This window comes from Bradyrhizobium iriomotense (assembly GCF_018129405.1).
In the GTDB taxonomy this organism is placed as follows: domain Bacteria; phylum Pseudomonadota; class Alphaproteobacteria; order Rhizobiales; family Xanthobacteraceae; genus Bradyrhizobium; species Bradyrhizobium iriomotense_B.
Map to the genome: position 1 here is coordinate 298,843 of NZ_JAFCLP010000004.1, position 16,490 is coordinate 315,332.

Annotated in this window: 13 protein-coding genes and 1 tRNA gene; 6 read left to right on the plus strand and 8 right to left on the minus strand. The window is 64.3% G+C overall.

The window, feature by feature from the left end; all coding sequences use genetic code 11:
* Positions 1-80 precede the first annotated feature (80 nt).
* The 3 genes from JQ592_RS12875 to JQ592_RS12885 all read left to right on the plus strand — a co-directional run bounded on the left by JQ592_RS12875 (position 81) and on the right by JQ592_RS12885 (position 4,511).
* The gene (locus tag JQ592_RS12875; RefSeq protein WP_211403221.1) at positions 81-1,145 is read left to right on the plus strand and encodes a DUF3616 domain-containing protein; all 1,065 of its coding nucleotides are present in this window, start codon (positions 81-83) and stop codon (positions 1,143-1,145) included.
* Between the two features lie 31 nt (positions 1,146-1,176).
* Positions 1,177-3,213 (plus strand): hypothetical protein, encoded by a 2,037-nt coding sequence (locus JQ592_RS12880; RefSeq protein WP_211403222.1) that lies wholly within the window; start codon positions 1,177-1,179, stop codon positions 3,211-3,213.
* 71 nt (positions 3,214-3,284) lie between these two features.
* Entirely contained in the window at positions 3,285-4,511 is a 1,227-nt protein-coding gene (locus JQ592_RS12885; protein WP_211403223.1) for a peptidase S8/S53 subtilisin kexin sedolisin, read from the plus strand.
* A 53-nt stretch (positions 4,512-4,564) separates the two neighbouring features.
* Here JQ592_RS12885 and JQ592_RS12890 read toward each other — a convergent pair.
* Together JQ592_RS12890 and JQ592_RS12895 are read right to left on the minus strand one after the other, a co-directional pair.
* A tRNA-Gln gene (locus tag JQ592_RS12890) sits at positions 4,565-4,638 on the minus strand.
* Positions 4,639-4,824: 186 nt separating this feature from the next.
* The gene (locus JQ592_RS12895; RefSeq protein WP_211403224.1) at positions 4,825-5,145 is read right to left on the minus strand and encodes a hypothetical protein; all 321 of its coding nucleotides are present in this window, start codon (positions 5,143-5,145) and stop codon (positions 4,825-4,827) included.
* A 557-nt stretch (positions 5,146-5,702) separates the two neighbouring features.
* Between JQ592_RS12895 and JQ592_RS12900 the strand changes: the two genes are divergently transcribed.
* The 3 genes from JQ592_RS12900 to JQ592_RS12910 are packed head-to-tail and all read left to right on the plus strand — an operon-like array spanning position 5,703 to position 9,705.
* Complete coding sequence (locus JQ592_RS12900) at positions 5,703-7,736, plus strand: BTAD domain-containing putative transcriptional regulator (protein ID WP_211403225.1); 2,034 nt, start codon at positions 5,703-5,705, stop codon at positions 7,734-7,736.
* 36 nt (positions 7,737-7,772) lie between these two features.
* Positions 7,773-8,732, plus strand: coding sequence for a phosphatase PAP2 family protein (locus JQ592_RS12905; RefSeq protein WP_211403226.1), 960 nt, complete (start codon positions 7,773-7,775; stop codon positions 8,730-8,732).
* Positions 8,719-9,705 (plus strand): G1 family glutamic endopeptidase, encoded by a 987-nt coding sequence (locus JQ592_RS12910; protein ID WP_211403227.1) that lies wholly within the window; start codon positions 8,719-8,721, stop codon positions 9,703-9,705. The genes JQ592_RS12905 and JQ592_RS12910 overlap by 14 nt, the downstream gene beginning before the upstream one ends.
* Before the next feature lie 47 nt (positions 9,706-9,752).
* On the opposite strand, the gene JQ592_RS12915 is transcribed toward JQ592_RS12910, so the two are convergent.
* The 6 genes from JQ592_RS12915 to JQ592_RS12940 are packed head-to-tail and all read right to left on the minus strand — an operon-like array spanning position 9,753 to position 16,462.
* Positions 9,753-10,724 carry a Bug family tripartite tricarboxylate transporter substrate binding protein gene (locus JQ592_RS12915; RefSeq protein ID WP_211403228.1) on the minus strand — a complete coding sequence of 324 codons (972 nt, stop codon included), beginning with the start codon at positions 10,722-10,724 and terminating at the stop codon, positions 9,753-9,755.
* 59 nt (positions 10,725-10,783) lie between these two features.
* Positions 10,784-11,914, minus strand: a complete 1,131-nt coding sequence (locus JQ592_RS12920) for an iron-containing alcohol dehydrogenase (RefSeq protein ID WP_246820381.1) — start codon at positions 11,912-11,914, stop codon at positions 10,784-10,786.
* A 13-nt stretch (positions 11,915-11,927) separates the two neighbouring features.
* Positions 11,928-12,965, minus strand: coding sequence for a 4-hydroxythreonine-4-phosphate dehydrogenase PdxA (pdxA, locus tag JQ592_RS12925; protein ID WP_211403230.1), 1,038 nt, complete (start codon positions 12,963-12,965; stop codon positions 11,928-11,930).
* Positions 12,962-14,068 carry a four-carbon acid sugar kinase family protein gene (locus JQ592_RS12930; RefSeq protein WP_211403231.1) on the minus strand — a complete coding sequence of 369 codons (1,107 nt, stop codon included), beginning with the start codon at positions 14,066-14,068 and terminating at the stop codon, positions 12,962-12,964. Before JQ592_RS12930 ends, pdxA begins: the two co-directional genes overlap by 4 nt.
* Before the next feature lie 2 nt (positions 14,069-14,070).
* Positions 14,071-15,510, minus strand: a complete 1,440-nt coding sequence (locus tag JQ592_RS12935) for an FAD-binding oxidoreductase (RefSeq protein ID WP_211403232.1) — start codon at positions 15,508-15,510, stop codon at positions 14,071-14,073.
* A 28-nt stretch (positions 15,511-15,538) separates the two neighbouring features.
* Positions 15,539-16,462, minus strand: a complete 924-nt coding sequence (locus JQ592_RS12940; protein WP_211403233.1) for a dihydrodipicolinate synthase family protein — start codon at positions 16,460-16,462, stop codon at positions 15,539-15,541.
* Between the last annotated feature and the right edge of the window lie 28 nt (positions 16,463-16,490).

The window sequence follows — 16,490 nt, forward strand, 5'->3', positions numbered from 1 at the left end:
GCGGTTGCGTAGCAAAATTTGACACGTTTGCGATGCAAGTGCATGCTGCTTTTTTTATTGGTTGTTTTGGGGAATTGCGCATGGTCCGGATTGCTCACGCACTGCGCTTGCTGGCCATCACCACTCTTTCGTCGGGCGTGGTCTTCGGGCTGGCGGCAGCACAAACCCCCGGCCAGATCGTAACCTACCGCGGCGCTTGCGACGGCTCGGCTGCGGTTGCGCTCGATCCGGATCGTTTCGCCGTCGCTGACGACGACAGCAATGTCCTCAACATCTATCGGATCGGAACGCCGGACGCTCTGACACTCAATCTCGATGGGTTCCTCGAAGCGCCGCTGAAGAAAAAACAACCTGGACCAGACGGCAAACCGGCTTTCAAGGAAGCCGATATCGAGGGCGCGGCGCGGATCGGCGATCGCATCTACTGGATCGGTTCGCACGGCCGCGATTCCGACGGGGATGCTGAGCCGGGCCGCGCGCGCTTGTTCGCAACACGCATTGTGCCGGATCCGGCGGGGCCTCGTCTCGAGCAGGTGAATGCTGCCGCCTACAAGAACTTGCGCGAGGACATGTTCGACGACGAGAAGTTAAAACCCTTGAAACTCGCCGAGGCCTACGCGCCGGACAAAAAGAAGAACGGGCCGCCCCCGGAGTCGGACAACGGGTTCAACATCGAGGGGCTCGCGGCGACGCCGGATGGACGTCTTCTGATTGGATTCCGCAACCCGCGCCCCGGCAACAATGCCGTGGTGATCCGTCTCGACAATCCGGCCGAGGTGGTGGACGGCAAGAAACCCGTCTTCGGCAAATCATGGCAGCTGGAAAACCTCGAAGGACGGGGCATCCGCAGCATCGAACGGATCAACGACACCTATGTCATCGTCGCCGGCCCCCATCTCGATGCCGAGAATTCGAGCATAAAGCCGCCGTTCGCGCTCTACACCTGGAGTGGCCGGGAGACGGACAACAAGCCGGCCGAGATGAAGGGCGTGGCGATCCCCGCCGATTTTACACCCGAGGCGGTGTTTGCGATTCCAGGCAGCTCGAACATGATGCTGCTGTCCGACGATGGCAACAAGACGTGCAAGAAGGCGGACAAGTCCGAGAAATCCTTCCGGGCACTGACCCTGCCGGCGCCAAAATGACAGTTCGCCGTGGTTCGGCAGGAGTGCTCCGGTGAAAGTATCGCGATGCCCTTTCTTGCAGCTAGCGGCGGCACTGCTGCTGCTGACCGTGCCCGCTGTTGCCCATCCGCTCGACCGAGGTCTCGCGATCGTCGATCCCGCGGTCGTCGAGAAGCTCGATCGCGATTTTGGCGTCGCCCAGATGCTCGGAGGCGTTGCGCCCGGTGGCGGCACCATCAGCAATGACAAGCTGTTCGCGCGCCCGGGCATGGCCGAGGTTCGCAAATACATTCTGCAGCGGATCGAGGACTACAATCAGGAATTCAACCACGGTCACGACGACCCGCGCGTGCTCGACGTGCGGTTCGTGCAGGGGGCGATCGCGCGCTTTCAGCTCGCCGGTGTCGTCAACCGTATGGACCGCGGATTCGTCGGCGAATTGAAAGAGGCTTGCGGCGAAATCCGGCTGATCTACCGCCTGTTCTACAAGGGCACCGCCACGGTGGGAAACATCTCCGCCCCAGTTGAATCGCGTCTGCCGATGACGCTCAATGTCACCTTGAAAGCGAACACCGGAGACGGCTGCGCTGCCGCGGCGAAGCGCTGGCTCGATGCGCCACCCGAGACGGCCTCGGTCGCCGAGCAAGTGCAGCACTTCAAGACCAAGGGGGCGCTGGCAGGCGTCAAGCCGGCGCAGATCGACCGGCTCGAATTCAATTACCAGATCCTGCGGCGGCCAGCCGGCGAGGCGGACAATGGGGTCGGCGACTTCGGCGGCCGCGCCGAGTATCTGCTGTCCGTCTTCCGCTGGAGCAAGCAGGACAAGGCCTTTGTCCGCAACCGGATGGAGAACCAGATCGATCCGGAGCGATTCCAAAAAAGTGCCGCCGATCGCAAGGCGTTGAACGATGCCGTGATGCTGCTCGACTTCCTGCGCGACCTCGACAACGGCCGGGCCATGCTTCCGACCGCGCTGACCACGCGCGAAGCGATATCGATCTCCCCGGGCGGGCAGACCCGCACCCGTAACCGGCCGTTCGATGACTTGATGGACGAGGCGCGCTTCCAGCAGTTGATGGCGCAGCTGAAGGCCAAGGGCGAACGACTGCAGAATATCGCCTCGTTCGAGGGCTTCGTGGCGCGGCTCAATGACCTGACTTGCGCGGGCTGTCACCAGACCCGCGCCATCGCCGGCTTCCATTTTCCCGGCGCCGACTGGGCCGCCGCGCCGAAGATCAACGCGGTGTTCGTCGCAGGCTCGCCGCATTTTTACGGCGACCTGCCCCGCCGCCGCGCGATCGTCGAGGCTTATGCGAAGGGTGCCGCACCGAATTTCCGCCGCAGCTTCGCAGCCCGGCCCGAGCCCTCGACGGTCGCGGCGCTGGCGGGCACGCAAATCGCCGGCGGCTGGGGCGCGGTCTGCTACAAGCCGCCCGATCCGAACAAGCCGGATGGCTCCTTCACTGCGATGACGAGTTGCGCCGAGGGGCTGGAATGCCAGATCATCACGCGCAGCAAGCGGCACCCCGGGATGGGCATGTGTCTGCCGCCCGAAACATCTGTTCAGGTCGGCGACCCGCTCGAGATCACGACCGTCACGTACGGCGAAGGCAGCAATGCCTTTGACCACGAACATCTGAGCAAGCCCGAACCGGAAGCAGGACGCGAACGCGCACCGGGTGTCGGGGAATTGCCCGAGAATTCGACCACGTCGAAATATATCCGACAACATCAGCGCGGGATGAGCGGTTTTGGCGGCTTCCCGGCCGGCATGTTGCGAATCCGCGGATGCAGCGGTGCACCCGGTGAACAGGCCAGTCCTGACAACCCCGAATCCATCTGCGTGCAAATGGCCGATGACGGGTTCAACAAGTGCGTCAGCGAGAAACCGTTTTCGCTCTGTCTTGCGGCCAACGTTCAGAATCCGGTGGTCAAGCCGGGCGGCCCGCGTGCCTGCAACGTCGCCTCCCCCTGCCGCGAAGACTACATCTGCACAGGCAGCGAGAAAGCCGGAACCGGCGCCTGCATCCCTCCCTATTTCGTTTTCCAGTTCAGGGTGGACCGCCACCCAAGCAACATTTCCCCTTGATGCGCGCCGGAAGGGGCGCGCTGACAAGGTTCGTGAAACCTTCAATCGCAGATCTGACCAGGGAGCGTTGAATGCCGATCGTGGGAACGGGATGGGAGCTTCATCTCAAACGTCTTGGGATGCACAAGAGCGGCCCGAGGCAGCGCACCTATGGCAGCTATCAGGTCTATATCGACGGCCAGGCGCAACCGGGCCTGGCGGGATTCATCTGCGAAAGATTGGGGCCCGGCAACAACGTGACCGCAGGCAACGGCAAGCGCATCGAGGCGAAGACCTATCCGCTGTGGACGCAGTTCGGTCAGTACCGCTCTATCGGCTACTCGACAGATCAGGAGGTGGCGGGCAAACCGCCGATGCCCGCGATCCTGCTACTCGGAACCGGCGCGCGAACTGGCATTCTGATTCACCCCGCGCATCCGCCCAATCTTTATCTGTCGAGCATCGGCTGCCTCAATCCGACCAGCGCCGTCGGACCCGCAGATCTCATCGACTTCTGGGATTCACACCGCCGGGTGATCGCCCTGCTGGAGAGCCTGAAGACCTATGCGCCCACCGCTTTCGCCCATGAAGTCACGAGCCGGATCAAGGACGCCTCGATCGTCATCGACGGCGAACCGACGGAGCAGCTCACCGCGACGCCCGTCGCTGCTCTCGCGGCGGTGTCGGCAGAGACCGCTCTGTTGCTGCCGATCTCGAAGGCGTCAGCGCTGATTTGCGCCAGATGGCTGATGGACAATTTCGGCGACAGGATCACAAACGCCTGTACGGACAAGATCTACAAGCCAAAACATCTGTGCGCGATCGTGTGCCAGGAGACCGCCTACAAGTGGATTCCGTGGATCGGCACCCAATCGGTCCAGACGATCGTCGAGCGGGCCGTGTTCGATGCGAGCGGCGATTACCCCGGCACCTCGCGCGGCCCATTTCCGAAGAACACCGCGGCGTTCCGCGACAAATACGGAGATTCCTTCGCCGACCTACTGATCGAGGAAGCGAACAAGACCCGTCGCCTGCAGGGCTGGGGCGACAAGTCCTGGGTCTACAAGGGCTACGGCCTGTTTCAGTACGACCTGCAGCATGTGAAGACCGCGGAAGGCTTCTTCAAGAACAGGGAATGGTACAGTTTCGACAATTGCCTGAGCCGCGTTGTCGAGGAGCTCGACGACAAGCTGGCCGCCCAGGGCGGAGACCTCTGGAAGGCCATCAAGGCCTACAACGGCTCGGGTCCAGCCGCCGAGAAATACATGCAAAACGTCAAGGCGTTCACGGAATACTGCGAGGAGGTGACGGGGGCCTGATCATGTTCGCGGAGCGTGCTGGAACGCCGCGCCGCCGGTCTTCGCCGGATAGCTGGCTGGGGAACCTGGATTCGAACCAAGACAAACAGAGTCAGAGTCTGTTGTGCTACCGTTACACCATTCCCCAACGGAATAGCCGAACAAATTCAATGGTTTACTGACTTTGTCCGACTGCGGCCGGAAGCGCGTTTGGCGCAAATCACGGCTCAGGCGTGGCAGCCTTCTACCCGGTCATATCTGGGCTGGCAAGCGCTCCGGTGGATGGCCTGTCAGCCCAATGCGGGGTCCGGGATACGACCGGCGCGAACGTCCCCTAATGCGTGCGGCCAATGCTGACGACGATCTCGCCCCGGCCATGTGCGATCATCACCTGACCATATTCGTCCTGCGGCGGGCTCTCCTCGTAGCGGAGCGGGATGGTGGTGATCTCCTCCTGCGCCACGCCGGCCGGCTGCTCCGCGTTCACATCGAGGATCAGGATCTTCGGATTGATCCCCTGCGGTGAGCGCCTCGTCAGGCGGGCCTGCCAGCCATTGCTCGGGACCCGCACGTCGCCGATCATGATCAGCCTGGGCGGCGCACCCGGCGCGCGGTCGATCCAGGCCCTGAAAGTGTTTCTCAGCAGGACAGTCATGATGCACCTCTCCCTCGCCAAGTTGCGCGATCCTGCGATCGCGGGCGAACCATAGGCGGGCCAGCGAAGCGAAACGTGAATGGCCCGTGAATCGGGCGAGCCGGCGAGCTCCCCGCGGCGAAGACCACGAGCCTGCCACCACACGATACCGACCGGGGCGGAGCCTGTGCCGGTTCGCGACACATGTCGGCCGGCGAACAAGTCGGACTTACTCGCGTGTGAGTTGCCGACGGCTTGCGACCCGCATCGCGCGCTTGGTGCAGTTGAGCGAAAACTCGCCATTCACGCTCATTTCACGCTGGTCGGCTCCAACTGAGGAGCGATTTTCATTTCGCCCGCAAGGTCGCATTCCGACCGATCAGCAACCCTTGACCGTCTGACAACCCAAGATGTACCATTTCTGCATTGCACCAGATCCGGCGGGCTGCATTCCTGAGCTCACGAGTCATTGGCTTCGCGGACAACGCGAACCGATTATCTGCATTTCACCAAGCCTAAGCTCCCGGGACCTGCCCTCCTGTATTGTCGTCGACGATGTCGACGGGGGATGGGACGAGATGTCGGGAGTTGGCGGCGACAAGGCGGCAGGCGGGAGCGCGACCGGCCGCCTGCGGCTGAACATCATCGAAGCATTTTCAGCATCGGTGGACGGACACGAGATCGCGCTCGGCCGAAAAGCGCAAGCGCTTCTCGGCTACATGATGCTCTCCTCCGCACGCCAGTTGCCCAGAACCAAACTGGTCGGCCTGCTCTGGAGCGAGAAGGAAGACCCGCTCGCCAAGGGTTCGCTGCGTCAATCGCTGAGCCAGATCCAGCGCGAACTGAAGACGCGCGGCTGCACGCATTTCCATGCCGATCAGATGCACGTGGCACTCGATATCGAGCAGGTGGCATGTGACCTGACGGAAATCATCGCGGATGCCGAGCGCGGCATCGTCCATCCCACCCTGCTCGCACACGAACGCCTGACCGACAACATTCTCGACGACCTGGAAAGTGTCGATCCGGCGTTTTCGGATTGGCTTGCAGAGACGCGACCGCTGATCCACGAACGGTTGACCGATGCCCTGACGAGGCTGCTTCCCGATGAGGGCCAGAGCGATGTCACGCCCACCGCGGAGGCTGCGGCAAAAGCCATCTACCGGCTGGATTCCGAGAACGAGCGTGCCATTCGCGTTCTCATCAGGAGCCACATCGCGGCTGGAAGTATCGGTGCGGCGCTCGCGATCTATGCACGGCTCTGGCGCCAGCTCGAAGACACCTACGACATCGAGCCGCACAAGCTCACGCAGGAGCTGATTGCCGGTCTGCGACAGCAGCAACCCGAGACGGTCACGCAGCCGGTCGTGTCCTCGGCAGCAGCCCCCGCGCTCGGCCTCGCAGGATTTGCCGTCAGCCGGCCATCGGTCGCCGTTCTCCCCTTCCGCGCGCTGTCGCCGGCGCTCGAGCCCCAGTTCACGATCGGTATCGTCGACAGCGTCGTGCAGGCCCTGTCGAGCCTGAAGGAGCTGTTCGTGATCTCGCGCGGCTCGACCATGATCCCGATGTCGCAGACACCGGATCTGCGCGCCATCGGCCGCGATCTCAATGCGCAATATCTGCTGCACGGAAGCATTCAGCGCGCCGGCGATCAGATCCGGATCTCGACCGAGCTCGTTGCCGCCGAAACGGTCGAAGTCGTTCGTGTCGATCGCCTCAGCGGGACTGCGGCCGACGTCTTCGACCTGCAGGACCGCATCGCCGTCGAGGTCATACGCTCGCTGGCGCCTCAAGTTCGCGACCGGGAGCTACATCGCGCAATGCAAAAAAGGCCCAACGATCTCGACGCATACCAGTTGGCCCTTGTCGGCTACGACCAGATGTTCAGCCCTGACTACACGACATTCGTGACGGCGCGAACCAACTTCGAGCGGGCGCACATGCTCAGCCCCAATTGGGCGCCGCCGCTGTCCTACAGCGCGATCTGGCACATGCAGCGCGTGGCGCGCGGATGGTCCGCGAATGCACCGAACGAGCTCGACACCGCGCGGGCGCTCGCCGAACGGGCGCTGGAGCGCAACTCGGCCGATCCGCTCGCCAATGCGGTGGGCGGCTACACGCTGTCGCAATGCAAGCACGATCATGTCGAGGCGCTCAAACAGCTCGACCGTTCCATCGAGCTCACCCCGAACCTCGCGCTCGCATTCGCATACCGGGCTGCCGTGCATGTTCGCTGCGAACGATATGCGGACGCACTCAGCGATGCGGCGATCAATCTACGCCTGTCGCCGCGAGACCGGCACGCCTGGTTCGCGGAGATGATCTCGGCTCAGGCCCACTTTGCCATGAATGATTTGAGCTCGGCCATCGAACACGCGACGCGGGTCGCGACGCTGCTGCCCAGCAACCAGGTGAACCTGCGCGTTCTCGTTGCTGCACTCGTGGAAAGCGAACGTCTCGACGATGCACGGACTTTTGCGCGGCCGCTGATCACGGACGGCCAGCTCGACCTGAAATGGATCGCGACGTCACCATGGCCAAAGCCGCCCCTGGCGCGCATCGAAGCAGCACTTTCACGGCTGGCGTCGACACTCCGGCACGGAAACACCTGAGGCAGCACCGACAAATCGCAAACAGAGGAGGCACATATGGCGGGCGGATACGGAGGATATGGCGGGTACGGCGGCTACGGCGGCTACGGCGGGTATGGCGGATACGGAGGATATGGCGGCTATGGAGGATACGGCGGCACCGGCGGATCGGGCGGCGCCATGTTCGCCGATCGCGCCAATCTTCCATTCGCAGGGGATCCTGGAATCAGCGAAGTCACATTCAATGCCGCCGGTTTCGGCACGCGGCTCTGGTCGACCCGGTGGTACGCGTGGGTCGTGATGTCCGATCTCGCCAGTCGGGCAGATTGGCTCGAGCGACTCGGCGGGTTTGCACTGCTTGGCGCGGGACCGACGCCATGGGACGGCGATCTCGAAGTCGACATTGTCGAGTTGAGAAGGATGACCGCCGTACCACTCTCCGAGCGCGCCGATGCAATCGACGAAATCGTGACCGAGGCCGACGAGTTCATCAACAAGTTCCTGCACCTCGTGTCCGCCACGGCGACGACACATCCGGCGACATCGCGCATGTTGATCGTTGCCGATGCCCTCACCGCCCTGATCACGATGCACTACAAGGCGCATTTCAATCGTCCGCGCCCTACGCAGGTAGTCCCCGGACTGATGTCGCCGATCCAGCACGGCGGGCACGCCTCCTTCCCTAGCGGCCACGCCACCCAATCGCACGTTTTTGCGGCGCTCCTCACGGAAGTGATGCCGAAGTGGCTCGGTGATCCAACTCTGGAAGCTCCTGAGATAACCACGATCGCAAAGTCGCTCGGCGTTCTCGCCGACAGAGTTTCGCGGAATCGCGAGATCGCCGGCCTACACTATCCGTCGGATACGAGGGCGGGAGTGAAGCTGGCGACGGCGATCACCAAAAAAATTCTCCTGGATCGGACCTACCTGCCGAAGTTCGCAGAGCTCGTCGACAATGCGAAGCGCGAGTGGAAGGACACCGGCGTCTTCACGGGAGGAAAAAATGCCGGAGAATGACAGCTACGGCTTCTACGAAGTCGTGCCCATCGGCTTCAATCTCCTCGACGCGACACCCGACAAGCTCGATCTCTACGGCATCCCACAAAAGCCGGATTCCGCCGCCGAGCCGCGCCTGTTCGAGTTCTGGAAAAGGCTCGTGTCGTCGCCATTCACAGCACGACGACCAACATTCAGCACCATCGATCCTCCGCTGCTGGGAGGTCCGCTCCAGTCGCTGATGAACTGGTCAGGTGCACTCATCGCTCCGTCCGCGCCGGAGCGGATCGTCTTCGCCGCGGCTGGATGGAATGCGCCGAAGGTGAGCCTGCCGTCGGCACCGGCGCTTTTCACGCCCGCAAACGATCCAAGATCGTTGTTATGGGTGGGCCTCGACGGCCACAACGGCGCCATTGCGAACATCTCCCTGCCTCAAATCGGCACCGGCCACTGGCCGAACCACAAGCCCCAGCACTTCGTGTGGTGGGAGTGGTGGCGCAACTCTGCGTTGGACGGAGGGACCGGCGCGCCCCCACAAGCAATCACGCTGATCGACAACCTCCCGATCGACGCCGGCGACGAGATCCTTGCCGGTCTTGCCGTTCAGGTCAGCGGAGACGTGCTCTTCTTCATCAAGAACCAGAGCAGCGGCGAGTTTCGCTCGTTTCTCGCCCGGCCTCCAGGCGCAATCCTGCCGCTTGGATCATCGGTGGAATGGGTGGTGGAGCGGCCGACAGACCCCCCCAGCCGCAAATTGTTCCCGCTTCCAGCTTATGGTTCGGTGGATTTCAGATATTGCCTGGCGCGAGCAACAACCAATGGGCCACTCGCGCCGGGGCGCTTGATGACGCTGGACGACAAGGCGCTCATGATCCACATGCGCGAGGCTTTCGCGGATCCCTATCGTACCGTTTCCGTCTCGACCCCGGAGCTACGGCGGAATAAAGATGGCTCGGTTGACGTGACGTGCACTTTCAATGAGCCGACAAACTGATTGGCCGCCATCCGGTCCGGAGCCATCTCTGATGTCGTTCTCCACCCCTACTCCAGCTTGATGTTCGCGGCTTCAATCACCTTCTTCCAGCGTGCCGTTTCCGCGGCGATGTAGGCTGCGAACGGCTCCGAATCCACCGCCACCGCAGCAGCACCGAGCTCGGCCATCTTCTGCACCGTCTCCGGCTGCTGCATGAAGGCGCGGATCTCCGCCGAGAGCTTTTCGACGATCGGCTTTGGCGTGCCCGCAGGCACGAAGAAGCCGTGCCAGGCCACGGCCTCGAAGCCCGGCAGGAATTCGGCCATCGCCGGGACTTGCGGATCGAAGTCGGCCCGCTTCGGCGTTGCCGTCGCCAGCATCGCGAGCTGGCCGGTCTTCACCTGCGGCAGCAGCAGCGGCACGTTGTCGAAGGCAAGATCGATCTGGCCGCTGAGCAGGTCGGTCAGCATCTGGCTCGAGCCCTTGTAGGGCACGTGCACCATCTTGGTGCCGGTCATCTGCTGAAACAGCTCGCCCGCGAGATGCTGCGAGGTGCCGACGCCGGCCGAGCCGAACGAAACCTTGTCAGGGTTCGCCTTGAGGTACGCGATCAGCTCCGGCACGGTGCGCGCCTTGATCTTGTTCGGATTCACCACGAGCACGTTGGGCACGACGCTGATCTGGGCAACGGGGATCAGATCCTTGTCCGGCTGGTAGCTCAGCTTCGGGCCGTAGAGCGACGGGTTGATCGCAAGCGCGGAGGTGCTGGCGAGGCCGAGCGTGATGCCGTCAGGCGCCGACTTCGCCAGACGCGTCACGCCGAGAATCGAGCCGGCGCCGCCGACGTTCTCGACCACGAACGGCTTGCCGAGCTTGACCTGCAGATGGTTCGACACCATACGCGCAAAGATATCGGCCGTGCCGCCGGCGGCGAAGGGAACGATCACCGTCACCTGCTTGGACGGATAAGCGTCCTGCGCCTTCACCGGCGACGTCGCCAGCAGCACTGCCGACACAAGACCAAGCCACATCGATCTCATCGAAGTTTCCTCTTACTTTCACTGTGTTGTTGATTTGCTGCCGCGCGCGGCGAAGATGGCTAGAATGCGACCTCGTACATGTTCAGGATCGCATCCCGGCTCAAATCGCGCGGATTGTTGTCGAGCAGGCGGCGAATGGCGTGCGCCTCGTCGGCCATCACGCCGAGATCGTTTTTGGGCACGCCGAGCGCGGACAGCCGCATCTCGATGCCGAGATCCTTGCAGAACGCGTAGGTCGCCTCGAACGCGAACTTCGGATCGCGTTGCTCGGGCAGCCCCAGTGCAGCCAGCACGGCGACTGTCTTGTCTTCTACCGCCGGCATGTTGAAGGCGAGCGTGTGCGGGAAGATCACAGCGCAGGCGAGACCGTGCGCGACGTGGTGGCGTGTGCCGAGCGGATAGGCTACCGCGTGACCCGCGGTCGTATTCACCGGTCCCAGGCAATAGCCGCCGTAGAGCGAGGCCAAGGAAAGACCGGCGCGCGCCTCGCGGTCGCTGCCATCAGCCACCGCGCGCTTGAGATAGCGTCCGACCAGCCGCGCGCCTTCGAGCGCGTAGAGATCGATCGTCGGATGCGCCTTGCGGCTGGTGTAGGCCTCGACGCAATGCGCCAGCGCATCGACGCCGGTCGCGGCGGTGACCTCCTTCGGCACGGTCATCGTCAAGTCCGGATCGACGATGGCGATATCGGCGAGCATGAAGCGGCTCTGCACCGCCTGCTTGTTCTGGCTGACGGGATCGGTGACCAGCGCGCGCGTACCGGCTTCGCTGCCGGTGCCCGAGGTGGTCGGGATCTGCATCAGCGCCACGCTGCGGCCGGCGACCTTCTCCGGTCCGACGATGTCGGCAAAGGCCACGTCACTGGTGCACATCACCGCAACCAGCTTGGCGAGATCCATCGCGCTGCCGCCGCCGAAGCCGACGACGAGGTCGGGCCTGGCGTCCTTCGCCATCGCCACCGCCTTCTCGAGATTGGGCAGGTCCGGCTCAGGCTTGACGTCGCCGAACACCTTCACGGCCCCCGGCAGCGCCAGCGTGTCGACACGGCGCGCATTGAACGGATCGGAAATCACCAGCGGCCGCCTGGCGCCGATCCGCTCGGCGAAACGCGCCGCAGCGGTGATCGTGCCGTTGCCGAACTCCAGGATGGTGGGGCGTTGGATTTCGATGGGCGTGAAGGCGTTGGTCATCGTGCGGTCGATCTCATGATTTGGATGCGGAGGCGCCGGCGGCCAGCCGCTCGGCATAATCGATGGCCTCGATCAGGCTATGCTCGTTGGCGATGCCCTTGCCGGCAATGTCGAAAGCGGTGCCGTGATCGACAGAGGTGCGGATGATCGGCAGGCCCAGCGTGATGTTGACGCCGGAGAGCTCCTGCCAGCGGCCGGTCGCCGGATCGACCTGGAAGCCGAGCAGCTTGACGGGGATGTGCCCCTGATCGTGATACATCGCGACCGCGGCGTCGAACTGGCCGGCGCGCAGCTTGACGAAAATGGTATCGCCCGGCACGGGGCCGACGACGTCGAGGCCGTCGGCGACCGCTTTGGCGATCGTCGGCGCCGATACGTCGATATCCTGCCGGCCGAACAGGCCGCCCTCGCCCGCATGCGGATTGAGCGCGGCGATCGCGATCTTCGGCCTGGCAATGCCGAGGCGGCGCAACGCGTCGTTGGTGAGGTCGATCACCATGCGCAGGCGCTCCGGCGTCAGGCGCTTCGGCACGTCCTCCAGCGCAACATGGGTCGAGACATGGCTGACGCGCATGTTGCCATGGGCGAGCAGCATCACCGAACCGCGCACGCCGGTGAGATGCGCCAGCATCTCGGTATGGCCGGGGAAATGGTAGCCGGCCTTGTTGAGCGCTTCCTTGTTGAGCGGCGCCGTGACGATCGCCGCGGTGCGGCCGGCCTGCGTCAGGCGCACGCCTTGCTCGATCGCCTTGTAGGCGAAGCGGCCGCCATCGGCACTGAGCACGCCGGGCTTGATCGGATCGCCCTCGGCGTCGGCCTGCAGGTAGCAGAGATTGGGCCATTCGGGATCGTCGGCCGTCACCTCCGGGATCGCGACGTCGGCGCCGAGCGCCGCCCTCGCGCTGTCCAGCGCCGCGCCGCTGCCGATGACGAGCAGGCGCAGATCGCCCTTCGCGATCCGGTCCTTCAGCCCGACGCAGGCCTTGACGATGATCTCCGGCCCGATCCCGGCCGGATCGCCCATGGTGATGGCAAGATGACGAGAGGTCATATCGGACTCTCCATTCTGAGCGGATGATTGTCCCGGAGCAGGTCACGCCACAGCTCGCTGGGACCGAATGCACCGGATTTCGAGATGACATCCACGCCGGACCAGCGCCCGCCTTGCAGGATCGAGCGCGGCAATCCGGGAACGATACGTCCTGTGACCTGAAGGGCATGCGCGCCAAGGGCAACACAGGCGGCTTTCAAGGTCTCGCCGCCGGCGACAATCAGTGTACCGGGCGGTTCGAGCGCCGCAATCAGTGCCGCCATTTCGCGCGCGATCCGCTGCGCCGCTTCAGTGCGCGTCAGGCCTTCGGCGAGAGAGAATTTGACCATAGCCACGCCGTCGTTGCCCAGCTTGCGCTGGACGCGCGTCGCGTCCTCGCCTTCCGCAAGCGCAATCGTCGCCTCGCCGCACGCAGCCAGCTGAGAGGCGGTGGCGGGCTGGTCGGAGCCAAACAGCCCCAGCACCGGCAGCTTCAACTGGCCCGGCGCATCGGCACGGTGGCTGCGCGCGAGCGCGCCGGCCAATCCACCGCTTCCGCACCACAGCACGGGCGCCGGCATGCGTCGGCCCATCTCGACGACGCGGTCGAGGTCGATGTCGCTCTCGGCATCGAACACCTGAACGCCGCCCTGCGCCAATGTCTCAGCCTGCCCCTGCCGCGCCTCGATGCCGTCTTGCCTCAACTGATCCAGCAAATTGTCGCCGACCCGATGCCACTCGCCTTGCACCGTGCGCGCGAATTGCTGTCCGCCTGCGGTGCGGCGCCCCTGATAGTCGAACGCGGGTGCGACCACGCAGGACGCCCAATGGCCGCTGCGCAGGCAGGCGCCGAGCTCGGCCGCCCAGGCCCCTCGAAGCAGGCTGTCGACCTTCTTGTAGGCAATCGTCGCGCCCTGAAGCTGCGGCGCCAGCCGCTCGACGATCTCGGCGCTCTCTGCCTTCGATCGCTCGCGGGTACCGCTGTCGATCGCGAGACTCCCGGAGACGTGCGTCGTGGGTGCCTCCGGCCAGGTGACGTCGAACGATCCGCACAGGCCAACGAACTCCGCAGCGGTGTCGAGCGCACCGGTCAGATCGTCAGCAAGCAGGCGGACGCTCGTCATCGTCATCTCGCTCCCGCGCCAAAGATCTTGCCAGGATTCATCAGGCCATGCGGATCGAGCAATTGCTTGATGTCGCGCATCAGCTCGATATCGAGGGGATCGGCAACCCGCGCAAGCCTGCCGCGATTGGTGATGCCGATGCCGTGCTCGGCACTGATCGCCCCACCCTGCGCCGCGGTCTCGTCGTCGACGATCTCGTTGATATCAGCCACCAGCCTCGCCGTCGCATCCGGGTCCTGGCAATGCACCCGGTCGATCAGGGCCACGACGTGGATGTTACCATCGCCGATATGGCCGTGCATCACGACGTTCGCATGCGGCACGGCCGCCTTGATCCGCGCCTCGACATTGTTGACGAAGGCTGCCTGCCGCTCCAGTGGCACCACGCTGTCATGCGACACCACATAGCCGCTGCGCTTGTTGCCTTCTGACACGCTGTGCCTGACGGCCCAGATCGCCTTTGCCTGCGCCAGATTGGAGGCCAATATGGCGTCCTCGGCGAGCCCGGCTTCCATCGCGTCTGCAAGCACCGTCGCCAGCGGCTCGTTGAGGTCGACGCCTGCGAGCGTGTCGGTCAGCTCGACGATCAGATACCATGGCGTCGTCAACTCGAAGGGAATGGTGACATGCGGCACCGTCGCGGCGATCGCCTCGATCTGCGAGCGCGACATGATCTCGAGGCTGCCGAGCCGGTCGCCGACCGCGCCGCGCAGGCGCTGCATGATCTCGAGCGCCTGCTCCACGCCCTGCAGCTTCAGCAGCGCCAGGGCTGCGCTGCGCGGCGGCGCGAACAGCTTCAGCACCGCCGCTGTGACGATGCCGAGCGTGCCCTCCGCGCCGATGAAGAGCTGCTTCAGCGCATAACCCGTGTTGTCCTTGCGCAGCGCGCGCAGGCCGTTGAAGATGCGGCCATCAGGCAGCACGACCTCCAGCCCGAGCACGAGATCGCGCGTCGGACCGTAGCGCAGCACGGCGGTGCCGCCGGCATTGGTCGCGATGTTGCCGCCGATCTGGCAGGAGCCCTCGGCGCCAAGGCTCAAGGGAAAATAGCGATCGACGTCCTTCGCCGCGTTCTGCACTTCGGCGAGGATGCAGCCGGCCTCCACCGTGATGGTGTTGGCGAGTGGGCTGACGTCGCGCACGGTGCGCATGCGGTCGAGCCGGATCACGACATTGCCCGCGTGATCGTCCGGCGTCGCCGCCCCGCACATGCCGGTGTTGCCACCCTGCGGCACGATCGCGAGCCGCCTTGCGGCGCAGAACTTGACGACAGAGGCGACCTCGGCGGTCGAGCCGGGCTTCACCACCGCGACCGCGCGGCCGTGATAGCGCCCGCGCCAGTCCACCACATAGGGCTCCTGGTCGGGTCCGGACACGATGACGTGCTTGTCGCCGACGATCGCGGCGAGCCCGGTCAGCGCATCCTGGAAAGCATCGGACATCGGTTCGCCTCGTCGCCCGCGCAAAATCCTAGACGGTAGCGGCGGCAAATGCAGCCGCATCGGCTAGCAGCTCTTTCGCTTGAGCCGGCGGCAGCGACTCCAGCGGCGGCCGCAGGCGCTGCCATCCAGCATGGCCGGTGCGCTCGGCAACGATCGCCTTCAGCGAGGGCATCTGCGGGAAGCGCGAGACCAGCTCGCGCGCTTTCACGATGCGCGCCTGTGCCGCCTTGAGCGCCGCATCATCGTCGCTGTCGCGAAAATGCTTGTAGACATAGGCAAGGTCGCGCGCGATGAGGTTCGAGGTCGCGGTGATGCAGCCCGCCCCGCCCTTGCGCAGCAGCGGCAGGAGCAGAGGATCTGCTCCGACGAGAACCGAGAAGCCCGGGAAGCGCTCGACCATCGCGGTCATGTTGGCGAAGTCGCCGGAGGAATCCTTGATGCCGGTGAAGATGGCCGGATAGGCCTTGCGCAGCCGCTCGATCAGCGCGTGCGAGATCGGCTGCGCCGACATCTGCGGGATATGATAGAGCACGACCTTGAGCCTGGCATCGCCGATGCGCTGCACGACCTCGCTATAGGACGCGTAGATGCCGTCGTCGCTGACGCCCTTGTAGTAGAACGGCGGCAGCATCACCACTGTGTCGACACCGACCGAGAGCGCGTGACGCGTCAGTGCAATGGTCTCGGTGAGCGCGGCGACGCCCGTTCCGGGGAGAAGCCGCTGCGGCGCGATGCCGGCGGCCACCACCGCCTCGAGCAGCGCCATGCGCTCGGCCGCGGAGAAGGAGTTCGCCTCGCCGGTGGTCCCCAGCAGCGCAATGCCGTCGCAGCCTTCGTCCAGCAAGTAACGGCAATGCGCGACGAAGCGCGCATGATCGGGAGCGAGCTCGGCGTCGAGGGGCGTCAACGCGGCGGAGAACACGCCATGAGGGTGCAGCGATGATGTCGACAAACTTCCTCCGATCGTCAAATCGATATTG